The 17,659-nt window shown below is 66.2% G+C and carries 14 protein-coding genes; 13 read left to right on the top strand and 1 reads right to left on the bottom strand.

Going from position 1 to position 17,659, the window contains the following annotated elements:
- Window positions 1-280 precede the first annotated feature (280 nt).
- The 9 genes from HG262_RS17345 (at window position 281) to HG262_RS17305 (ending at window position 10,838) form a co-directional block, all read left to right on the top strand.
- Window positions 281-1,621 (top strand): MFS transporter, encoded by a 1,341-nt coding sequence (locus HG262_RS17345; RefSeq protein ID WP_248293388.1) that lies wholly within the window; start codon window positions 281-283, stop codon window positions 1,619-1,621.
- Window positions 1,618-2,718 (top strand): M14 family metallopeptidase, encoded by a 1,101-nt coding sequence (locus HG262_RS17340; RefSeq protein WP_169272188.1) that lies wholly within the window; start codon window positions 1,618-1,620, stop codon window positions 2,716-2,718. Before HG262_RS17345 ends, HG262_RS17340 begins: the two co-directional genes overlap by 4 nt.
- A gap of 316 nt (window positions 2,719-3,034) precedes the next feature.
- A complete protein-coding gene (locus HG262_RS17335) occupies window positions 3,035-3,838 on the top strand; it encodes an ABC transporter permease (protein ID WP_169272213.1) in 804 nt (267 codons plus the stop codon).
- A 3-nt stretch (window positions 3,839-3,841) separates the two neighbouring features.
- Window positions 3,842-4,888, top strand: coding sequence for an ABC transporter ATP-binding protein (locus HG262_RS17330; RefSeq protein WP_169272187.1), 1,047 nt, complete (start codon window positions 3,842-3,844; stop codon window positions 4,886-4,888).
- 8 nt (window positions 4,889-4,896) lie between these two features.
- Window positions 4,897-5,778 carry an ABC transporter permease gene (locus HG262_RS17325; RefSeq protein ID WP_169272186.1) on the top strand — a complete coding sequence of 294 codons (882 nt, stop codon included), beginning with the start codon at window positions 4,897-4,899 and terminating at the stop codon, window positions 5,776-5,778.
- Between the two features lie 26 nt (window positions 5,779-5,804).
- Entirely contained in the window at window positions 5,805-7,052 is a 1,248-nt protein-coding gene (locus tag HG262_RS17320) for an amidohydrolase family protein (protein ID WP_169272185.1), read from the top strand.
- Window positions 7,053-7,057: 5 nt separating this feature from the next.
- The gene (locus HG262_RS17315) at window positions 7,058-8,716 is read left to right on the top strand and encodes an amidohydrolase family protein (RefSeq protein WP_169272184.1); all 1,659 of its coding nucleotides are present in this window, start codon (window positions 7,058-7,060) and stop codon (window positions 8,714-8,716) included.
- Window position 8,717: 1 nt separating this feature from the next.
- The gene (locus tag HG262_RS17310; RefSeq protein ID WP_169272183.1) at window positions 8,718-9,695 is read left to right on the top strand and encodes a CobW family GTP-binding protein; all 978 of its coding nucleotides are present in this window, start codon (window positions 8,718-8,720) and stop codon (window positions 9,693-9,695) included.
- Window positions 9,696-9,788: 93 nt separating this feature from the next.
- On the top strand, window positions 9,789-10,838 hold the full coding sequence (locus HG262_RS17305; RefSeq protein WP_169272182.1) for an ABC transporter substrate-binding protein: 1,050 nt from the start codon (window positions 9,789-9,791) through the stop codon (window positions 10,836-10,838).
- Between the two features lie 41 nt (window positions 10,839-10,879).
- On the opposite strand, the gene HG262_RS17300 is transcribed toward HG262_RS17305, so the two are convergent.
- Window positions 10,880-11,359, bottom strand: coding sequence for a VOC family protein (locus HG262_RS17300; RefSeq protein WP_169272181.1), 480 nt, complete (start codon window positions 11,357-11,359; stop codon window positions 10,880-10,882).
- Between the two features lie 328 nt (window positions 11,360-11,687).
- Here HG262_RS17300 and HG262_RS17295 point away from each other — a divergent pair, with 328 nt between their 5' ends.
- The 4 genes from HG262_RS17295 (at window position 11,688) to HG262_RS17280 (ending at window position 17,653) form a co-directional block, all read left to right on the top strand.
- On the top strand, window positions 11,688-13,703 hold the full coding sequence (locus HG262_RS17295) for a TonB-dependent receptor (protein WP_248293390.1): 2,016 nt from the start codon (window positions 11,688-11,690) through the stop codon (window positions 13,701-13,703).
- Between the two features lie 213 nt (window positions 13,704-13,916).
- A complete protein-coding gene (locus HG262_RS17290; protein ID WP_248293387.1) occupies window positions 13,917-14,687 on the top strand; it encodes an SDR family oxidoreductase in 771 nt (256 codons plus the stop codon).
- Between the two features lie 49 nt (window positions 14,688-14,736).
- Complete coding sequence (locus HG262_RS17285) at window positions 14,737-16,947, top strand: alpha-ketoacid dehydrogenase subunit alpha/beta (RefSeq protein WP_169272179.1); 2,211 nt, start codon at window positions 14,737-14,739, stop codon at window positions 16,945-16,947.
- Window positions 16,931-17,653 carry an SDR family NAD(P)-dependent oxidoreductase gene (locus HG262_RS17280; RefSeq protein WP_169272178.1) on the top strand — a complete coding sequence of 241 codons (723 nt, stop codon included), beginning with the start codon at window positions 16,931-16,933 and terminating at the stop codon, window positions 17,651-17,653. Before HG262_RS17285 ends, HG262_RS17280 begins: the two co-directional genes overlap by 17 nt.
- Window positions 17,654-17,659: the final 6 nt, after the last annotated feature.

The raw sequence follows: 17,659 nt of genomic DNA, 5'->3' as shown, positions 1-17,659 counted from the left end.
CCAGGAAGACGGAAGACGCCGCGAAAAGCCGGGTTTCCCGCCCCGACGAGGCCTATGTTGCACTGCGCTGGCGCGATGCGCCGCGGGAGGGCGCGGCGGCGCGTCAAGACGTTCGAACGCTTGACGCCCGATGGGCGCCGGCGCATGTCGGACACCTCGAAACTTGAGAAAGTGAGCTTCTCCTGGCCGAATGCCGTCCGTATATTGCGTGCCACGCTGCGGGCGCCATCCACGGGCTTCGGGTGCCTGCCGTCGCGCAGCGCAATAAAGGGGGAGGAGCATGTCCACTATTCCGATGCCAAGGGCCGGCGGCCAAGGGCTGTATTCACCGTCCATGCGCCGGCGGGTGATCGCCGGCACCACGATCGGCAATGCGCTGGAGTTTTTCGACTTCACCGTTTTTTCGTTCCTGATGCTGGTGATCGGGCCGCTGTTCTTCCCCGAGGCGTCCAGCTATGGTCAGCTGCTGCTGACCACCGCGACGTTCGGCGTGGGCTTCCTGATGCGCCCGGTGGGCGGGATGCTGATCGGTTCGTATGCGGACCGCCACGGCCGACGGGCGGCCATGGCGTTGACGCTCTGGCTGATGGGCGCGGGCTGTGCGCTGATTGCCGCGGCGCCGACCTACGTGCAGATGGGAGTGGTCGGGCCCGTGATGATGGTGCTGGCCCGCTTGATCCAGGGCTTTGCCGCGGGCGGCGAAGTCGGGGTGTCAACCACGTTGTTGGTGGAGCACGCGCCGGCCTCGAAGCGGGGCTTCTATTCCAGTTGGCAATTCGGAAGCCAATGCCTGGGCGTCATGCTGGGCGCGCTGGTGGTGACGCTTTTGACCGCGGCGTTGAACCCGGAACAGATGCAGGCGTGGGGCTGGCGCCTGCCCTTCGTCATCGGCATATTGACCGTTCCCGTCGGCGCCTACATCCGCCGCAACCTGGAAGAGACGCTGGCGCCGGTGGCGACCGGCCTGGGGCACGAGGCCGGCCGTGCCGGAACCGGCCCTCAGCCGCTGCGCCGCGTGTTCGTCGAGCACAAGGTGGTCGTGCTGAAGGGGATATTGCTGGTGATTGGCGGCATGGTCAGCGCGCAGATCATCAGCTTTTATATGCCGGCCTACGCCAACCGGGAACTGGGCATGCCGGCGACGTCCACGTTGTCTGCCAGCGTCGTGGTGGGCGCCATCGGTTTTCTGACCGCGCCCTTCATCGGGATGCTGGCGGACAGGGTGGGGCGTAAGCGGGTGATTTTCTGGTCGCGCGCCGCTACGGTGGGCGTGCTGCTGCCGAGCTTTCACTGGCTGGTTTCCGCACCGAGCACGGGCCGCCTGATGCTGGTCATCGCGGTGCTGGGCCTGTTGCTGGCATTGCAAACCACGCCCGTTATCACGATGCTGCCCGAACTGTTCCCGAAGGCGGTGCGCGCGACCGGGATGTCCGTCGTCTACGGGGTGGGCATTTCGGTGTTCGGCGGGTTCGCGCAGTTCTTTTTGACCTGGCTTTTGCATGTGACCGGCAGCCCGATGGCGCCGGCATGGTATCTGATGGCGACGGTCGCGATATCCACGGTCGCGCTGTTCTGGATACGGGACCGTACGGGTCAGGATATCGATTCCCAGGAGGCATGATGCAGGCGGCCTCACGCTATTTTTCCCACAGCTACGCCGAGTCCCGCGGCCGCTTCGAGGCACGGGCCAGGCCGCTGGCCACGCACTTCCAATCTTATGGCATCGATGCGCGGGGGCGCGAGGGCGAGGCGCTGGCAACCGACGTCGCCCTGATCGGGGATCCGCGCGCCAGTCGGCTCCTGATCGTGAGTTCGGCCACCCACGGCGTGGAGGGTTTCTGCGGTTCGGGCTGCCAGTTGGCGTTGCTGGACGATGCACCCATGCTAGCGCACGCGCGCCGCGCCGGCGTGGCGTTGCTGCTGGTGCATGCGGTGAATCCCCATGGTTTTTCGTGGCTGGCCCGCACGGACGAGGGCAATATCGACCTGAACCGCAATGCGCAGGCATTCGATGGCGGACCGTTGCCGGTCAATGCCGGGTATGCGGGGATACACGGCTTGCTGCTGCCCAAGGCGTGGCCGCCGTCCAGGAAAAACCGGCAGGACCTTGCCCGCTACCTGGCCGAGGCGGGGCCGCAGGCCTACGCGGTTGCGGTGACGGCGGGGCAGCATACCCATCCCGATGGCCTGTTCTACGGGGGAACCGGCCCGGCGGCGTCGCTCCTGAATCTGCGGAGCATCCTTGGAGAACACGCCGGCACGGCGCGCACGCAGGTGGCGTGGATTGATGTGCATACCGGACTGGGCCCGCGCGGCCACGGTGAAAAGATCTATGCCGGAAAGCGCGATGCCGCCGGCGTGGCGCTGGCCAGGCAGTGGTGGGGGGCAGACCTGGCCGTGCCTTTCCTGGGCAGCTCCGCATCGGCCGACGTGACGGGGTATGTCGGCGGGCTATTGCACGAGGCATGTCCGGCGGCTAGCACCGCCGCCATCTCGCTTGAATTCGGCACGGTGCCGTTGCCGGACATGGTGCAGGCGCTGCGTGGCCGCAATTGGCTGCTTGCGCACCCTGATGCCAACGATGCGCTGCGCGGGGACATTCTGCAGGGCATTCTGGACGCGTTCTATTGCGATGCCTCGGACTGGCACGGCATGGTGCTGGGGCAAAGCCGCGTGGCGGTGCTGCAGGCGCTGTGCGGGCTGGAAGCCGCACGCTGACCGCATCGTCCACCGCGCCCGCAAGCCCGCATTGATTCCCTGGGTTGCACCTGCTGCGGGCCTGCTATCGCAGCGGGTTGCACCTGCTTGCACGGCCGCGCCAGGGATTACCCGCAAGTGCGGCGCAGTGTTGGGTTATCCCTAGTTGAGCCGGGCAGCAACCCGTCGATATGCTTGGGTTAACCGAACGAACCGCAGAGTTCACACCGGAGGAGTTTCAAACCGAGCCGGCACCTCGCTGACAAGGAATCAGGATTTGCATAGCGCGCCTCCTTTGGACCCGGCCGTCACGGCCGCCCGGATCAAGCCCATTCGCATGATCCCGTGGGCAACGTGGCTGCACCGCGTCTTCGTCGTCCTCATGTATGCGTTCATGCTCTGCCCCATCGTGCTGGTGGTCTGGCTGAGCTTCTTCAAGGACGCCATCCTCTACTTCCCCCCGTCCGGCTATACGCTGTCCTGGTACGTGAAAGCGTGGCAGAACCCGGCATTCGCCAACGGCTTCCTGTTCAGCCTGCAGGTGTCGCTGGTGGCCGCAGCCATCGGCGTCGCGATGGGCGTCCTGGCCGCGGTGGCCATCGCCCGCTACCGCTTCCAGGGCAGCAAGGGCGTCAATACCTTGCTGCTGTCGCCGCTGCTGATTCCCGGCATCGTCGCGGGCGTCGGCATCTACCTGTTCTACCTGCGCGCCGAAGAACTGCTGGACCAGGACATCATCGGCACGTTCGGCGGCCTGGTCATCGCGCACGTCTGCCTGACGATTCCGTGGACGGTGCGCCTGGTCACGGCGGGCATGGCCGGGCTGGACGGCTCCATCGAGGAAGCCGCCCGCAACCTGGGCGCCAGCGCCCCGGTGGCCTTCATGCGCGTGACCCTGCCGATGCTGCGCCCGTCCATCGTGGCGGCGGCGCTGTTCAGCTTCGTGGTGTCGTTCGAGAACCTGGAACTGTCGCTGTCGCTGGTGGGGCCGGGCCGCACCACGCTGCCGATCGCCATCATGCAGTACCTGGAATTCAATCTGGATCCGACCATCGCTTCGGTGGCGTCGGTGCAAATCTTGCTGTTGGGAATCATCATGCTTGTGACCGACCGCTACGTGAAACTCAGTCAGGTGGTGTAAGAAATGGCGAAGGTCTCGATCGAGAATATCCGCAAGCAATTCGGCGCGGCGGTGGCGGTTTCCGACTTTTCCCTGGAGATCGCCGAAGGCGAGCTGGTGACGTTCCTGGGCCCCAGTGGCTGTGGCAAGACCACCACGCTGCGCATGATTGCCGGCTTCATCACGCCCACCGCTGGCCGCATCCGGATCGGCGACACCGACGTGACCCGGCTGCCCGTGCACAAGCGCGACACCGGCATGGTGTTCCAGCGCTATGCGCTGTTCCCGCATATGACGGTGGCCGAGAACGTGGCGTTCGGGCTGGAAATGCACAAGGTCCCCAAGGCCGATCGCGACGCCAAGATCCGCCGGGTGCTGGACATGGTGCGCATGACCGAACTGCGCGAGCGCTATCCGCGCCAGCTGTCCGGCGGCCAGCAGCAGCGCGTGGCGATTGCCCGCGCGCTTGCCATCGAACCCAAGGTGTTCCTGCTGGACGAGCCCTTGTCCAACCTGGACGCCAAGCTGCGCCTGGAAGTGCGCGAAGAGATCCGCTCATTGCAGCAGCGCCTGGGCCTGACGACCGTGTTCGTCACGCACGACCAGGAAGAGGCGCTGGCGATCGCCGACCGCATGGCCATCATGCATGACGGCATCGTGCAGCAGGTGGGCGCGCCCGACTCGCTGTACGAGCGCCCGGCCAACCTGTTCGTGGCCGACTTCCTGGGCAAGATGAACGTGTTCACGGGCCGCGGGCAGGCCGACAACCAGTTTCACACCGACTCCGGCCAGCGCATCGCCACGCCGGGCGGGGCAGGCGCCACGCACGTGGGCGTGCGGCCGGAGCGCGTGCGGCTGGCGACCCAGCCTGAAGGCGGCAACGCGCTGGCGGGGGTGGTGGAATCGTCGTTGTACCTGGGGTCGGTGCTGGAAGTGCGCGTGCAGCTCGAAGGCGGCAACCGCATGATCAGCCAGATCGTCAACGGTGGCGCGGGGCGCGCGCAGCCGGCGCCGGGCGTGCGGGTCTACGCATGCTTCGAACCCGAAGACTGCGTGGCCTTCACCCAATAGGAGCCGCCATGACGACCGCGAACCAAGACGGGCGGCCCAGCCGTTGGCTGGGGCCGGGGCTGGCCTTTCCCGCGTCGCTGGTGGTGCTGGTGATCATCCTGGTCCCCATCCTCCAGCTGGCGCGCTACAGCTTCAACCATTTCGACCCGGCGGACTTGATGCAGACCGCCTTCACCTTCGAGAACTACGCCAAGTTCTTCGGCGACCCCTACTACCGCGACATCTTCTTCACCACCTTGTGGGTGGCCGCGCTGTGCACCGTGCTGGCGTTGGTGCTGGGCTTTCCCGTCGCGTATTTCCTGGCGCGCACGCAAAGCCGGTACAAGAGCCTGTTCGTGATCCTGCTGGTATTCCCGCTGATGGTGGGCAACGTGGTGCGGGCGGCGGGCTGGATGGTGGCGCTGGGTAACGCGGGCGTGGTGAACGCCGTGCTGCAGGGAATGGGCCTGATCGACCGGCCGCTGACCCTGATGTACACGCCGGCCGCGGTGGTCATCGGCACGACCGCCGTCGTCATGCCCTATCTGATCCTGACCCTGCAAAGCGTGCTGGAAGGCATGGACCTGTCGGTGGAAGAGGCCGCGCGAAACGTAGGCGCCAGCTTTTTCACGACGTTCCGCCGTATTGTGCTGCCGATCGCGGCGCCCGGCGTGGCGGCGGGCACGATGCTGGTCTTCATACTGTGCATGAACGCCTACGCCACACCGGTGCTGCTGGGTGGTTCGGGCCTGACGATGATGGCCCCCGCGCTGTACGACCAGATCACGCGCGCATCGAACTGGCCGTTCGGCGCGGCGTTGGCCGTCATCCTGGTATGCGGCACGCTGGTCATCGCATTGATCTCGAATTGGCTGATCCATCGGCGCTACATCAAGACCATGGCGTCTTGACCCCGAATCCACAACAAGGAACTTTCATGGCATCCGTATTGTTCAAGAACGCGAACCTGCTTGATCCCTTGCAGGCCGACCTGCTGGAAGGCCACCATGTGCTGGTCGAGGACGGCGTCATCAAGGAGGTGTCGGACCAGCCGCTTTCCAGCGCGTCCGCGCAGGTGATCGACGCGGCGGGGCGCACGCTGATGCCCGGGCTGATCGACCTGCATGTGCACGTGCTGGCCACGCAGCTGAACCTCAGCACGCAGGGCGTGCTGCCGGACGCCCTGGTGATGATGCGGGCGGTGCCGATCATGGCAGCCATGCTGCGCCGCGGCTTCACCACCGTGCGCGATGCGGGCGGCGCGGGATGGGGGCTGAAATGCGCGGTGAACGAAGGCACGGTCAAGGGGCCGCGTCTGTTCATCTCGGGCCGCGCGATCAGCCAGACGGGCGGCCATGGCGACCCGCGCCCGCGTTCCGACCATCTGCGTCCGATGAGCTTTTGCGGCTGCTGTTTCCGGGCCGGCGACATCGGCCGCGTGGCCGACGGCATCGACGATGTGCGTCGCGCCGTGCGCCAGGAACTGCAAATGGGTGCCGACCAGATCAAGATGATGGCCTCCGGCGGCGTGGCGTCGCCCACCGACCCCATCGCGTCCTTCGGCTATTCGGAAGAAGAGATCCGCGTCATCGTCGACGAGGCCGCCAGCCGCCAGACCTACGTGATGGCGCATTCCTACACGGCCGACGCCATCGAGCGCGCCATCCGCAACGGCGTGCGCACCATCGAGCACGGCAACCTGGTGGACGAGCGCGTGGCGCGCTTCATGGCCGAGAAGGGCGCGTTCGTGGTGCCCACGCTCGTCACCTACGAGGCGCTGGCCAACGAAGGGGCCGATTACGGCCTGCCACCGGATTCGGTCGCGAAGATCGCGACGGTGCGTACCGCCGGCCTGCATTCGCTGGAGATCTACAAGAAGGCGGGCGTGAAGATCGGCTACGGGTCGGACCTGCTGGGGCCGTCGCAGCGCCTGCAAAGCGAAGAATTCCGCATCCGCAACGAGGTCCTGTCCGCGCAGGAAGTGATCCAGTGCGCCACCACCACCGCCGCCGAAGTGCTGAACCAGGTCGGCCAGCTTGGCCGCATCCAGCCGGGTGCCTTGGCGGACGTGCTGCTGGTGGACGGCAACCCGTACCGTGATTTGTCCTGCCTGCTGGGGCAGGGCGAGCATCTGGCCCTGATCATGAAGGGCGGGGTCATCGAACACAACGCATTAGGGGTGTAAGCGCCATGAGCGATCCCACGTTTTCGCAATCGGAAGTCGGCGAAGAATCCCGCGACGTCAACGCCGCCAAAGGCTGGTATCCACCGTCCGCGCCGGCGCCGCGCGACCGCGGCCTGGGCCCGTTTCCCCGGTTGATCCTGCGCGGGGCGACCATCATCGACGGCACCGGCGCGCCGCCGTGGGGGCCGGTGGATATCGTCATTGAAAACGACCGGATCACCGCGCTGGTGAACGTGGGCACGCCGCACAAGGCCATTGACCCGAAGCGCCGCCCAGGTCCGGGCGACCACGAGATCGATTGCCACGGCAAGTTCGTGACGCCCGGCTTCGTGGACGCGCACGCGCATATCGGCACGCCGTACCACGCCATGAGCGGCATCGTTCCGCCCGCCGACTACATCTACAAACTGTGGCTGGCGCATGGCGTGACGACGGTGCGCGAGATGGGCGCGATGGGCGGCCTTGGCTGGACGATGGAACAGCGCGAACTGTCCGCCGCCAACAAGATCGCCGCGCCGCGCATGGTGGTGCATTCCGTGTTTCCCGCCGTGAACGACCGCGTCAAGACCATCCACACGCCGGAGCAAGGCCGCGAATGGGTGCGCAAGCTGGCTGCGCGCGGCGCGGACGGTATCAAGTTCTTCGGCGCGCCGCCCGCCATCATGGAAGCGGCGCTGGACGAAGCCGCGCAACTGGGGCTGCGGTCCGGCTGCCATCACGCGCAGATGGCGGTCACACGGGTGAACGCGCTGAAATCCGCGCGTTGGGGGCTGACCAGTTCCGAACACTATTACGGCCTGCCGGAAGCCCTGTTCGAAGACCGCATCGTGCAGTCCTTTCCAACGGACTACAACTACAGCGACGAGTACTACCGTTTCGCGGTGGCTGGGCAGACCTTCATGCAGGCCGCGCAGCCGGGGTCGGCCAAGTGGCGCCAGGTCATGGACCAGTTCCTGGAGCTGGGCCATACCTTCGTGCCCACGTTCAACATCTACGACGCCAATCGCGACCTGATGCGCGCGCGCCGCGCCGACTGGCACGACGACTACACCTGGAAGGCGGTCTGGAAGTACTTCCAGCCGCAACGCGGCGGGCATGGCGCCTATTGGTACCGCTGGAGCACCACCAACGAGATCGAGTGGAAGCAGAACTACCGGCTGTGGATGCAGTTCATCAACGAATACAAGAACCTGGGCGGGCGCGTGTGCGCGGGAAGCGATTCCGGCTTCATCTTCCAGATCTACGGCTTCGGCTTCGTGCGCGAACTGGAACTGCTGCAGGAAGCGGGATTCCACCCCATCGAAGTGCTGCGTGCCGCCACCTCGCAAAGCGCCGCGCTGCTGGGCATCGATGACGACACCGGCTCCATCGACGTGCAAAAGCGCGCCGACCTGCTGATCCACGACCAGAATCCGCTGACGGATTTCAAACTGCTGTTCGGCACCGGCGCCATGCGCCTGAACGACGACACGGCCAAGGTGGAATGGAAGCGCTGCCTGCAGACGACCATCAAGTCCGGCGTGGTGTACGACACGGCGGAACTGCTGGCGGACGTGCGCAAAATGGTCAAGGGCAGCTGGGCGGATGACGCGGACGGTGAACGCCCGCCATTCGGGGGATCGCCTGCGGGTTCGCCTTGCGACAATGCGGAAGAAGGCGCCTGACATGGCGGTCGACCTGTTCCTCTTGTGCGGTTTCCTGGGCAGCGGCAAGACCACGCTGCTGGTGGACTACTTGCGTGACCCGGCTTCCCGCGACACGGGCGTGATCGTCAACGAGGCGGGCGAGGTCGGCGTGGACGGCGCCATCGTCGCCAATGACAGCGACAACGTGCCGATGACGCTGATGGCCAACGGCTGCGTCTGCTGCTCGCTGCGCAGTGACCTTGTCTACACGCTGAGCGCGCTGTTGGACGCGCCGCGCCCCGAAGGCGCAGGCCCGCTTCAGCGCGTGATCCTGGAATGCAGCGGCCTGTCGCGCCCGGGGCCGATCATTGCGTCGCTGGCCGATCCCGAGCTGGCGGGCCGCGGCCTGCGGCTGACGGTGGTCTGCACGGACGACTGCGCGCGGGCCCCCGACGCGCTGGCCGGGATGGACGAAGCCATGGCGCAGTTCGGCGCGGCGCACCGGATCGTGCTGACGAAGACGGACCTGCTGCCGGCGGGCGCATTGCAAGCGCGCGCGGCGCGCGCCGCCGGCCTGAACCCGTTGGCCGCCGTCATCGCCGACCCGGACCGCCAGCGCGCAGTCCAATCGGCGTTCGCGCCGTCGCAAGGCGTCGCAGACCTGGCGGGGCTGGCCGCGCGGATGCTGACAGCCGGCGGGCAGGGCGCCGCGCACCCGCGCATCCGCGTCATGGCGGCCCGCGCGCGCGCAGGCATCAGCTGGACCGATTTTTCGGAATGGCTGGACAACCTGGCGGGGCTTTGCGGCGAACGCCTGTTGCGGGTCAAGGCCGTGGTGCGCGTCAGCGACTGCGCCGAGCCCATCCTGATCCAGTCCGTGGGCACCACCTTCAGCGCGCCGCAACGCCTGACCCGGCAACCCGATGCGCCGGACGCCATCATCGTCATCGCGCGCGACACCGACGCCGACGAAATCCGGGCGTCCGCGCCGCATGCCCCCGTGGACATGCTGGCCTGAACATCGCCAAAACCCGGGACGCGCGGCCGGGCACAGCCGGCCACGCGTCCGCACCGTAGCAAGTCGTCAGTTCCCCTTCGATACGAGGTTGTTATGCAAGAGAAAAACCTGACTCGCCGTGGCTTTATCAAGACCGCTTCCGGCCTGGCGCTGGCACCCGCGCTGGGCTGGGTGCCGGGCATGGCGCACGCCGCCGAAAAAGAGATCGTCGTGGGCACCTGGGGCGGCGACTACCAGAACCTGCTGCAGCAGATCATCAACCCCATCGTCGACAAGCGGGGCGTGAAAGTCGTCTACGACACCGGCAACGCCGTGGGCCGCGTGACCAAGCTGCGCGCCGAAAAGAATTCGCGGCGCGGCAGCATGGACGTCGCGCTGCTGGGCGAAGTCGACATGTACGACGCCGAGCGCTCGGGCACGCTGGAGCCCATCGACGCGAAGAAGCTGCCCAACCTGGCGCATGCGATCGACGCGTTGAAGACGGCGTATTCGATCCCGCACATCTTCAGCGCGATGACGCTGGTCTACAACACCGAGAAATTCCCGACGCCGCCAGACTCCCTGGAAGCGCTGCTGGACCCCAAGCTGAAGGGCCAGGTCGGCTTTTCGGACATTCTCTACCTGTACAACGCCGTCTTCGTGGGCCTGGGGGCGGGCGGCGACACCAAGAGCTTCGACGGCGGCAAGCGTTTCCTGACCAAACTCAAGGCCAACGCGCCGCGCATCTACCCGTCCAACGAGGCGGTCGCGTCCGCCTTCAAATCCGGTGAAATCGCCATCGCGTGCATGTGGAAGGCGCGCGCGCTGCAGTGGAAGGACAGCGGCTTGCCGCTGGGCTTCGTGATCCCCAAGGAGGGCTCGGTGCCCGTGTCGTTCGAGGCCGGGATCGCCAAGAACAGCCGCAACAAGGACGCCGCCTGGGAATACCTGAACGCGATGCTGGACCCGCAAGGCCAGATTGGCTTCGCCGAGAAAATGGGCTACGCGCCCACGGTCACGAATGCGTCGCTGCCCGACAACCTGAAGCGCGTGGGCTTCTCGGAGGCGGAAGTGAAGCTGCTGCACGCCTATGACTTGAAGCGGCTGACGGAAGGCAAGGCCGACATGCTGGAATTCTGGAACAAGGAATTTAAGGCGGGTTAAGGCGGCGGGGCCGGCACGGCCGGCCCTGTCGACGGCCTGGGTCAACCGCGCACGGCCGCCTCGATCTTGGCGACATCGATCTTGCCCATGTGCATCATCGCCTCGAAGGCCCGCTTTGCGGCGGCGCGGTCCGCGCTCGTGTAGGCGTCTGTCAGCACACGCGGCGTGATTTGCCAGGATATGCCCCACTTGTCCTTGCACCAGCCGCACTCGCTTTCCTGGCCGCCATTGCTGACGATGGCGTTCCATAAACGGTCGGTTTCCGCCTGGTCGTCGGTGGCCACCTGGAACGAGAACGACTCGTTGTGCCGGAACGCGGGCCCGCCGTTCAATCCCAGGCAGGGAATGCCCATCACCGTGAATTGCACCGTTAGCACGTCGCCTTCCATGCCCGAGGGGTAGTCGGATGGCGCTTTGTGGACGGCGTCCACCGTGCTGTCGGGAAACGTCTTCGCGTAGAACTGGGCGGCTTCCAACGCGGTGCCGTCGTACCAAAGGCAAATCGTGTTCTTGGGAATCATGAGGGGTCTCCTGTTGGCGGCCACCCGTCACCGCTCGACATCCGATCAACCGGCGCGTAGGGCGTCAACGGGTTTCGAATATTGAGGATACTGCCGTCCATTCCGTGCGTCGCCGTTGCCAAATCCCCGTTTCAAAAGTCACGTTCTTGCCAAAAATCCTTGTGTTGAATATGAAATGTTATATCATTTATCAGCTATTTGTAATGATATAACATCCAAGAGAGCAAAGATGAAAGGCAAGAAACTAGGGGCGGTTGAGGGAAGAGGCGGGGCCAAGGGCCTGATGGCCGGCCGCCGGGGGGCGTTGAAACCCCTGGTCTGCTCACTGATGCTGATCGCCCCGGCCGCGCAGGCCGAGGGCGAAGCGGAATCCCATCGCGCCAAGACGCTGGCCCCCATTACCGTGTCCGCCAACCCGCTGGGGCTGGACTTGAACAGCACGACCTTGCCTGCCTCGGTGCTGGAAGGCGATGCGCTGATCGAGCAGCGCGCGGGCACGTTGGGCGAGACCCTGAAGAACCTGCCCGGCGTCAACAGCGACACCTTCGGCGGCGGCGCAAGCCGGCCGGTGATTCGCGGCCAGACCGCGCCGCGGGTCAAGGTGCTGTCCGACGGCTCGGAAGTCATGGATGCGTCGAGCATTTCCCCCGACCACGCCGTGACGGTCGAGCCCATGCTGGCCGAGCGGATCGAAGTGCTGCGCGGCCCGGCGACGCTGCTGTACGGGGGCGGCGCGATCGGCGGCGTGGTGAACGTGGTGGATAAGAAAATCCCCACCGCTGTGCCGGAAAAGGGCATCGAGGCCGAAGCCGAATTGCGCGGCGCGACCGGCACCAAGGAACGCGCGGGCGCGGTAGGCATCACGGCGGGCGAAGGGCAGTTCGCCGTGCGCGTGGAAGGCATGAAGCGCCGCACCAGCGACTACGACGTGCCGGACTGGCCGGGCGGCAAGCTGGAAGGCTCGTACAGCGAATCCACCCAGGGTTCTGTCGGCATGTCGTGGATCACGCCGCGCGGCTACGTGGGCCTGGCGTTCACCCACCTGGAAAGCAAGTACGGCCTGCCCGGGCATAACCACGAGTACGAAGGCTGCCACCCGCACGGCACCCACCTGCATTGCGGCGGGCACGATCATGACCACGAAGAAGAAGAAGGCCATGACCATGATCACGAGCACGAACATGGCGGTGTGCCCTACGTGAAGCTGCGCAGCAACCGCCTGGATTTGCGCGCGGAATACCAGGACCCGTTTGCCGGTTTCGAAAAGATCCGCGTGCGGGGCGGCCTGACCGACTATCAGCACGACGAGATCGAAGGCGGGCAGGTCGGCACGCGCTTCAAGAACAAGGGTTACGACCTGCGCCTGGAGTTGCAGCACAAGCCCATCGCCGGCTGGCGCGGCGTGGTGGGCGTGCAGAACGCGTACAGCGATTTCCGGGCCGAGGGCGAAGAAGCGTTCCTGCCCCGCAGCCGCACGCGTTCGACTGGCCTGTTCGTGCTGGAGGAATACCAGCTGAACGACTGGCGCTTCGAAGTGGGCGCACGCCAGGACTGGCAGCGCATTTCGCCTGAGGGTGGCGCGGCGCGCAGCAGCCTGGCCGGCACGTCGCTGTCGGCTGCGGCCATCTGGGATTTCGCACCGCAGTATTCCGTGGCGTTGTCCTTGTCGCGCTCGCAACGCCTGCCCAATGCGCAGGAACTGTATGCGGACGGCGTGCATCTGGCCACCAATACCTACGAGCTGGGCAATGCGGACCTGGGCCGCGAGACTTCGCACAACATCGACCTGACCCTGCGCAAACACTCGGGCGACACGACGTTCTCGGCCAGCGTGTTCCACAACCGCGTGAAGAACTACATCTACGCGAATACCCTTGACCGGTATGAAGATTTCCGCCTGATCGAATACACGCAGCGCGACGCGGAATTCACGGGCGTCGAGGGCGAACTGCGCCACCAGTTCACCCCAGTGTTCTCGGCGGCGGTGTTCGGCGACTACGTGCGCGGCAAGTTGACGGGCGGCGACGGCAATCTGCCGCGCATCCCGGCGGCGCGCGCGGGTGTGCGCGGCAATGTGACGTGGCAACAGTGGTCGGGCGGCGTGGAATACGCGCGTGTGTTCTCGCAGAAGGACATCGCGTCGTACGAAGACAGCACCCCGGGCTACAACCAGGTCAACGCCGTGGTCGCCTATCGCGGCCGCTACGGCGCCACGGGGTACGAAGTCTATCTGCGCGGCACGAATCTGCTGAACAAACTGGCGTACAACCACGCGTCGTTCATTTCGTCGGTGGCTCCGCTGCCGGGCCGCAGCGTATTGCTGGGCGTGCGCATGACGTACTGACCCGCCCGCGGCGTCCCGTGCGGACGCCGGCAGCCATCGACCGCCGGGGCCATGCGCCCCGGCTTTTTTTCGTCGCGCCGGACGGCGCTAGGGGTAGACCCCGATACCGGTCCTGTTGACGTTCATCGGCGCCGTTTCTAGAATCTGATTTGTGATCACATATCAAAAACAGCGTCCGGCATCCGTCGGCACGCGGGCAGCGGCGAAGCAGGCATGACCCAACAACTATTCAGTGTCCGAGACAAGATTGTTTTGATTACCGGTGCCGCGGGCGGCATCGGCGCAGCGCTCAGCCGGGCCTTTGGCCAGGGCGGCGCGACGCTGGTGCTGGCCGACCTGGCGGGGGAAAGGCTGGACGCGCTGGCGTCCGAGCTGCGCGAATCCGGCGTGAAGACCGGAGCCATCGCGCTCAGCGTGGAAAACCGTGAGGCTTGCGCAGACGCGGTGGCGGACGTGGTGGCGCGTTACGGCGGCGTGGACGTGCTGGTCAACTGCGCCGGCGTCAACACGCGGATGCGGCCTGAGTTGTATGCCGAAGACGTGTGGGACCGCATCGTGGACGTCAACCTCAAGGGCACGTTCAACATGTGCCAGGCCGTGCATGCGCCAATGAGCCTGCGCGGCAAGGGCAAGATCATCAATATCGGCTCGATTCTGGCCTTGGCCTCCAACGCCGTGACGGCGGCCTATTCCGCCAGCAAGGGCGGCGTGCTGCAGCTGACGCGTTCGCTGGCGTGCGCCTGGGCCGCGGACGGCATCACCGTGAACGTGATCCAGCCGGGCTGGATCGACACGGCGCTGTCGCGGCAGGCGCGGGTGGATATCCCGGGCCATGCCGAACGGGTGGTCGCCACCACGCCGCTGGCCCGTTGGGGCGAACCCGAAGACCTGGTCGGCGCAACCCTGTTCCTGGCCAGCGCTGCGTCGGACTTCGTCACGGGCGCCAGCCTGGTGGTGGACGGCGGCGTGACCGCGCATATCTGAACGGCGGGCAGCCGGCCCGCCAGAGGCCGGCTCCGCACAAGGAGACGACATGCTTTTCGAGGACATCGGACAGACGACAGAGGCGCGCACGCTGGGGGTGCAAGACAGCGATTGGGCGCAGCTGACACGCGCCGAGGCCATGCGGATGACGACCTTGTTCCTGGCGGCGCGCCGCTTCGAGGAAAAGATCCTGCAACTGGACAAGTTGAACCTGGTGCACGGGCCGGCGCATTCCAGCATTGGCCAAGAAGGCGGCGCGGCGGGTTGCATCGCGGCGCTGCCTGTCGATACGCTGATGAACGGCACGCACCGCGCGCACCACCAATGCGTCGCCAAGGCGGTCAACGCGCTGTATGACGATGCCTTCGACCCGGTAGCCACCGGGCTCACCCCGCGCATGCGCCAGGAAATACAGGGCCTGATGCACGAGATCCTGGGCTTGAAGGACGGCTGGACGGGCGGGCGTGGCGGTTCCATGCACCTGCGTCGCGCCGACTTGGGCATCATGGGCACCAATGCCATCGTCGCCGGCGGCATTCCCATTGCCTGCGGCCACGCGTTCGCGGAAAAGCAGCGCGGATCGGGCAAGCTGATGGTCACGTTTTTCGGCGACGGCGCGGTGCATCAGGGGGCAACGCACGAAGCCATGAACCTGGCGGCGCTGTATGGCCTGCCCATGATTTTCTTTCTGGAGAACAACAAGTACGCGGTGTCGATGAGCGTGGAGCAGTCCACGTTCCAGACCGAACTGCTGACGCGTCCGCAGGCGCACGGCATTGCGGCCGTCAAGGTGGACGGGATGAACCCGTTCGCCGTCTGGCTGGCCACGCGCTGGGCGCAGGCGCATATCGAACGCGAAGGGCGGCCGGCCTTCATCCTGGCCGAGGTCTACCGCTACTACCATCAGAGCTCGTCGATTCCCGGCAGCGCTTTCGGCTACCGCACGCGCGACGAGGAAAACGCCTGGAAGGCGCGCGACCCCTGGCTGTTCCTGCAGCGCGAACTGACCGCGCGCGGCATCCTGGACGCCGACGCGTTGACCGCCATCGATGCCACCGTTACCGACGCGGTAGAGGCGGCCGCGGCATCCTGCGTGGAAGGCGCGGGCTCAGCCGCCCGCATCCGCGCAGACCTCTGGCCGGCCGCCGCAAGCGTGGACGATCACCTGACCAGCGACATGCATGAATTCGACGGCGCGCGCTTTGCGGAGGCCGAGGACTTCGATGCGGACGATATGGAAAGCCTGTCCTACATCGAGGCCGTGTCGCGCACCATGGGCGCGCGCATGGCCGAGGACGAGCGCATCCACGTGTTCGGCGAAGACGTCGCCAACATGGGCGGCGGCACGGTTGGCGCCACGCGTGGCCTGACGGACACCTACGCGGGCAGGCTGGTCAACACCCCGATTACCGAGAACGGCTTCTGCGGCCTGGCCACGGGCGCGGCGCTGTCGGGGCTGCGGCCCGTGGTCGAACTCATGTACAGCGATTTCTTCCTGGTGGCGGGCGACCAGCTGCTGAACCAGGCGGGCAAGATCCGCCACCTGTTCAACGGCACGGCCAACGTGCCGCTGGTGCTGCGCACGCGCATCCCGGGCGCGGAGGGCTACGGTTCGCAGCATTCGATGGATCCGGCCGGTGTGTTCGCGCTGTTTCCGGGCTGGCATATCGTGGCGCCGTCCAACGCGTTCGACTATGTGGGCCTGATGAATTCCGCGCTGCGCTGCCAGGACCCGGTGCTGGTGATCGAACCCCAGGAACTGCACAAGCGCAAGACGCTGGTGCCGAAGACCCTGGACTACTGCATTCCCATCGGCCGCGCCAAGCGCGTGCAGGAAGGCGACCAGATCACGCTGCTGGCCACGCTCAGCATGGTGGAACGCTGCCGGCAGATCGTAGAGGAAACCGGCGTTCGCGCCGACATCATCGACCTGCGCACCCTGTCGCAGCGCGATATCGACTACGACACCATCGGGCGTTCGGTCATGAAGACGGGCCGCGTGGCGATCGTCGAACAGACCACGCGCGGCGCCAGCCTGGGTGCGTTGATCGCCGACGAGATCCAGCGCCGCTATTTCGATTATCTGGACCAGCCGGTGCAACGCGTCACGGGCCGCTGGGCGCCGCCCACGGTGTCGCAGGCGCTGGAACGCGCGGCGCTGGCAGGCGAAGACGACCTGCGCGCCCTGATCGCCGGCATGCTGCGCGACAGCGCGCTGGACAAACACAACCCAGGAAACGTCCATGCCTTGCGCGCTTGAAGGAAAAACCATCCTGATCACGGGCGCGGCCGGTGGCATCGGCGGCGAAACCGCCCGCGTCTGCGCCGAGCAGGGCGCCGCGCTGGTGCTGGCCGACCGCGAGGCGCCCGAGGCGCTGGCCGCTGAACTACGCGGGCAGGGATCGGCGGCACAGGCGATCGCGTTCGACGTGACCGATCGCGTCGCGGCGGAAGCCGCCGTCCAACGCCTCGAGCGGCTGGACGCGCTGGTAGCCAACGCGGGCTATTGCCCCTGGGATGACTGGAACGCCGACGGCTGGGACGACGTGTTCCGGCAGGTCATCGACATCAACTTGCTTGGCGTCATGCACCTGACCCGCGCGGCGCTGGCCAAGATGGCGGCGCAGGGCAGCGGCCGCATGGTGCTGGTGTCGTCAGTGGCGGCGCGCATGGGCGGCCTGGCGGCCAGCCCCCACTATGTGGCGGCCAAGGGCGGGACACACGCTTTCGTGAAATGGCTGGCGCGCAAGGGCGCGGAGTCGGGCATCACCGTCAACAGCGTGGCGCCGGGTGCGACTGCCACCACCATGGTGCGGGGCGCGGACCTGGATGCGAATAGAATTCCCCTGCGACGCATGGCCCAGCCCCGCGAGATCGCCTTGCCCATCGCCTTTTTATGTTCGGATGGCGCAAGCTACATTTGCGGCGCCACGCTGGATGTAAACGGTGGCGTCTACATGAATTAGGCGCGA

This window comes from Achromobacter sp. Bel, assembly GCF_012928505.1.
In the GTDB taxonomy this organism is placed as follows: Bacteria; Pseudomonadota; Gammaproteobacteria; order Burkholderiales; family Burkholderiaceae_B; genus Achromobacter.
This window is presented reverse-complemented; position numbering and strand designations above follow the sequence as displayed.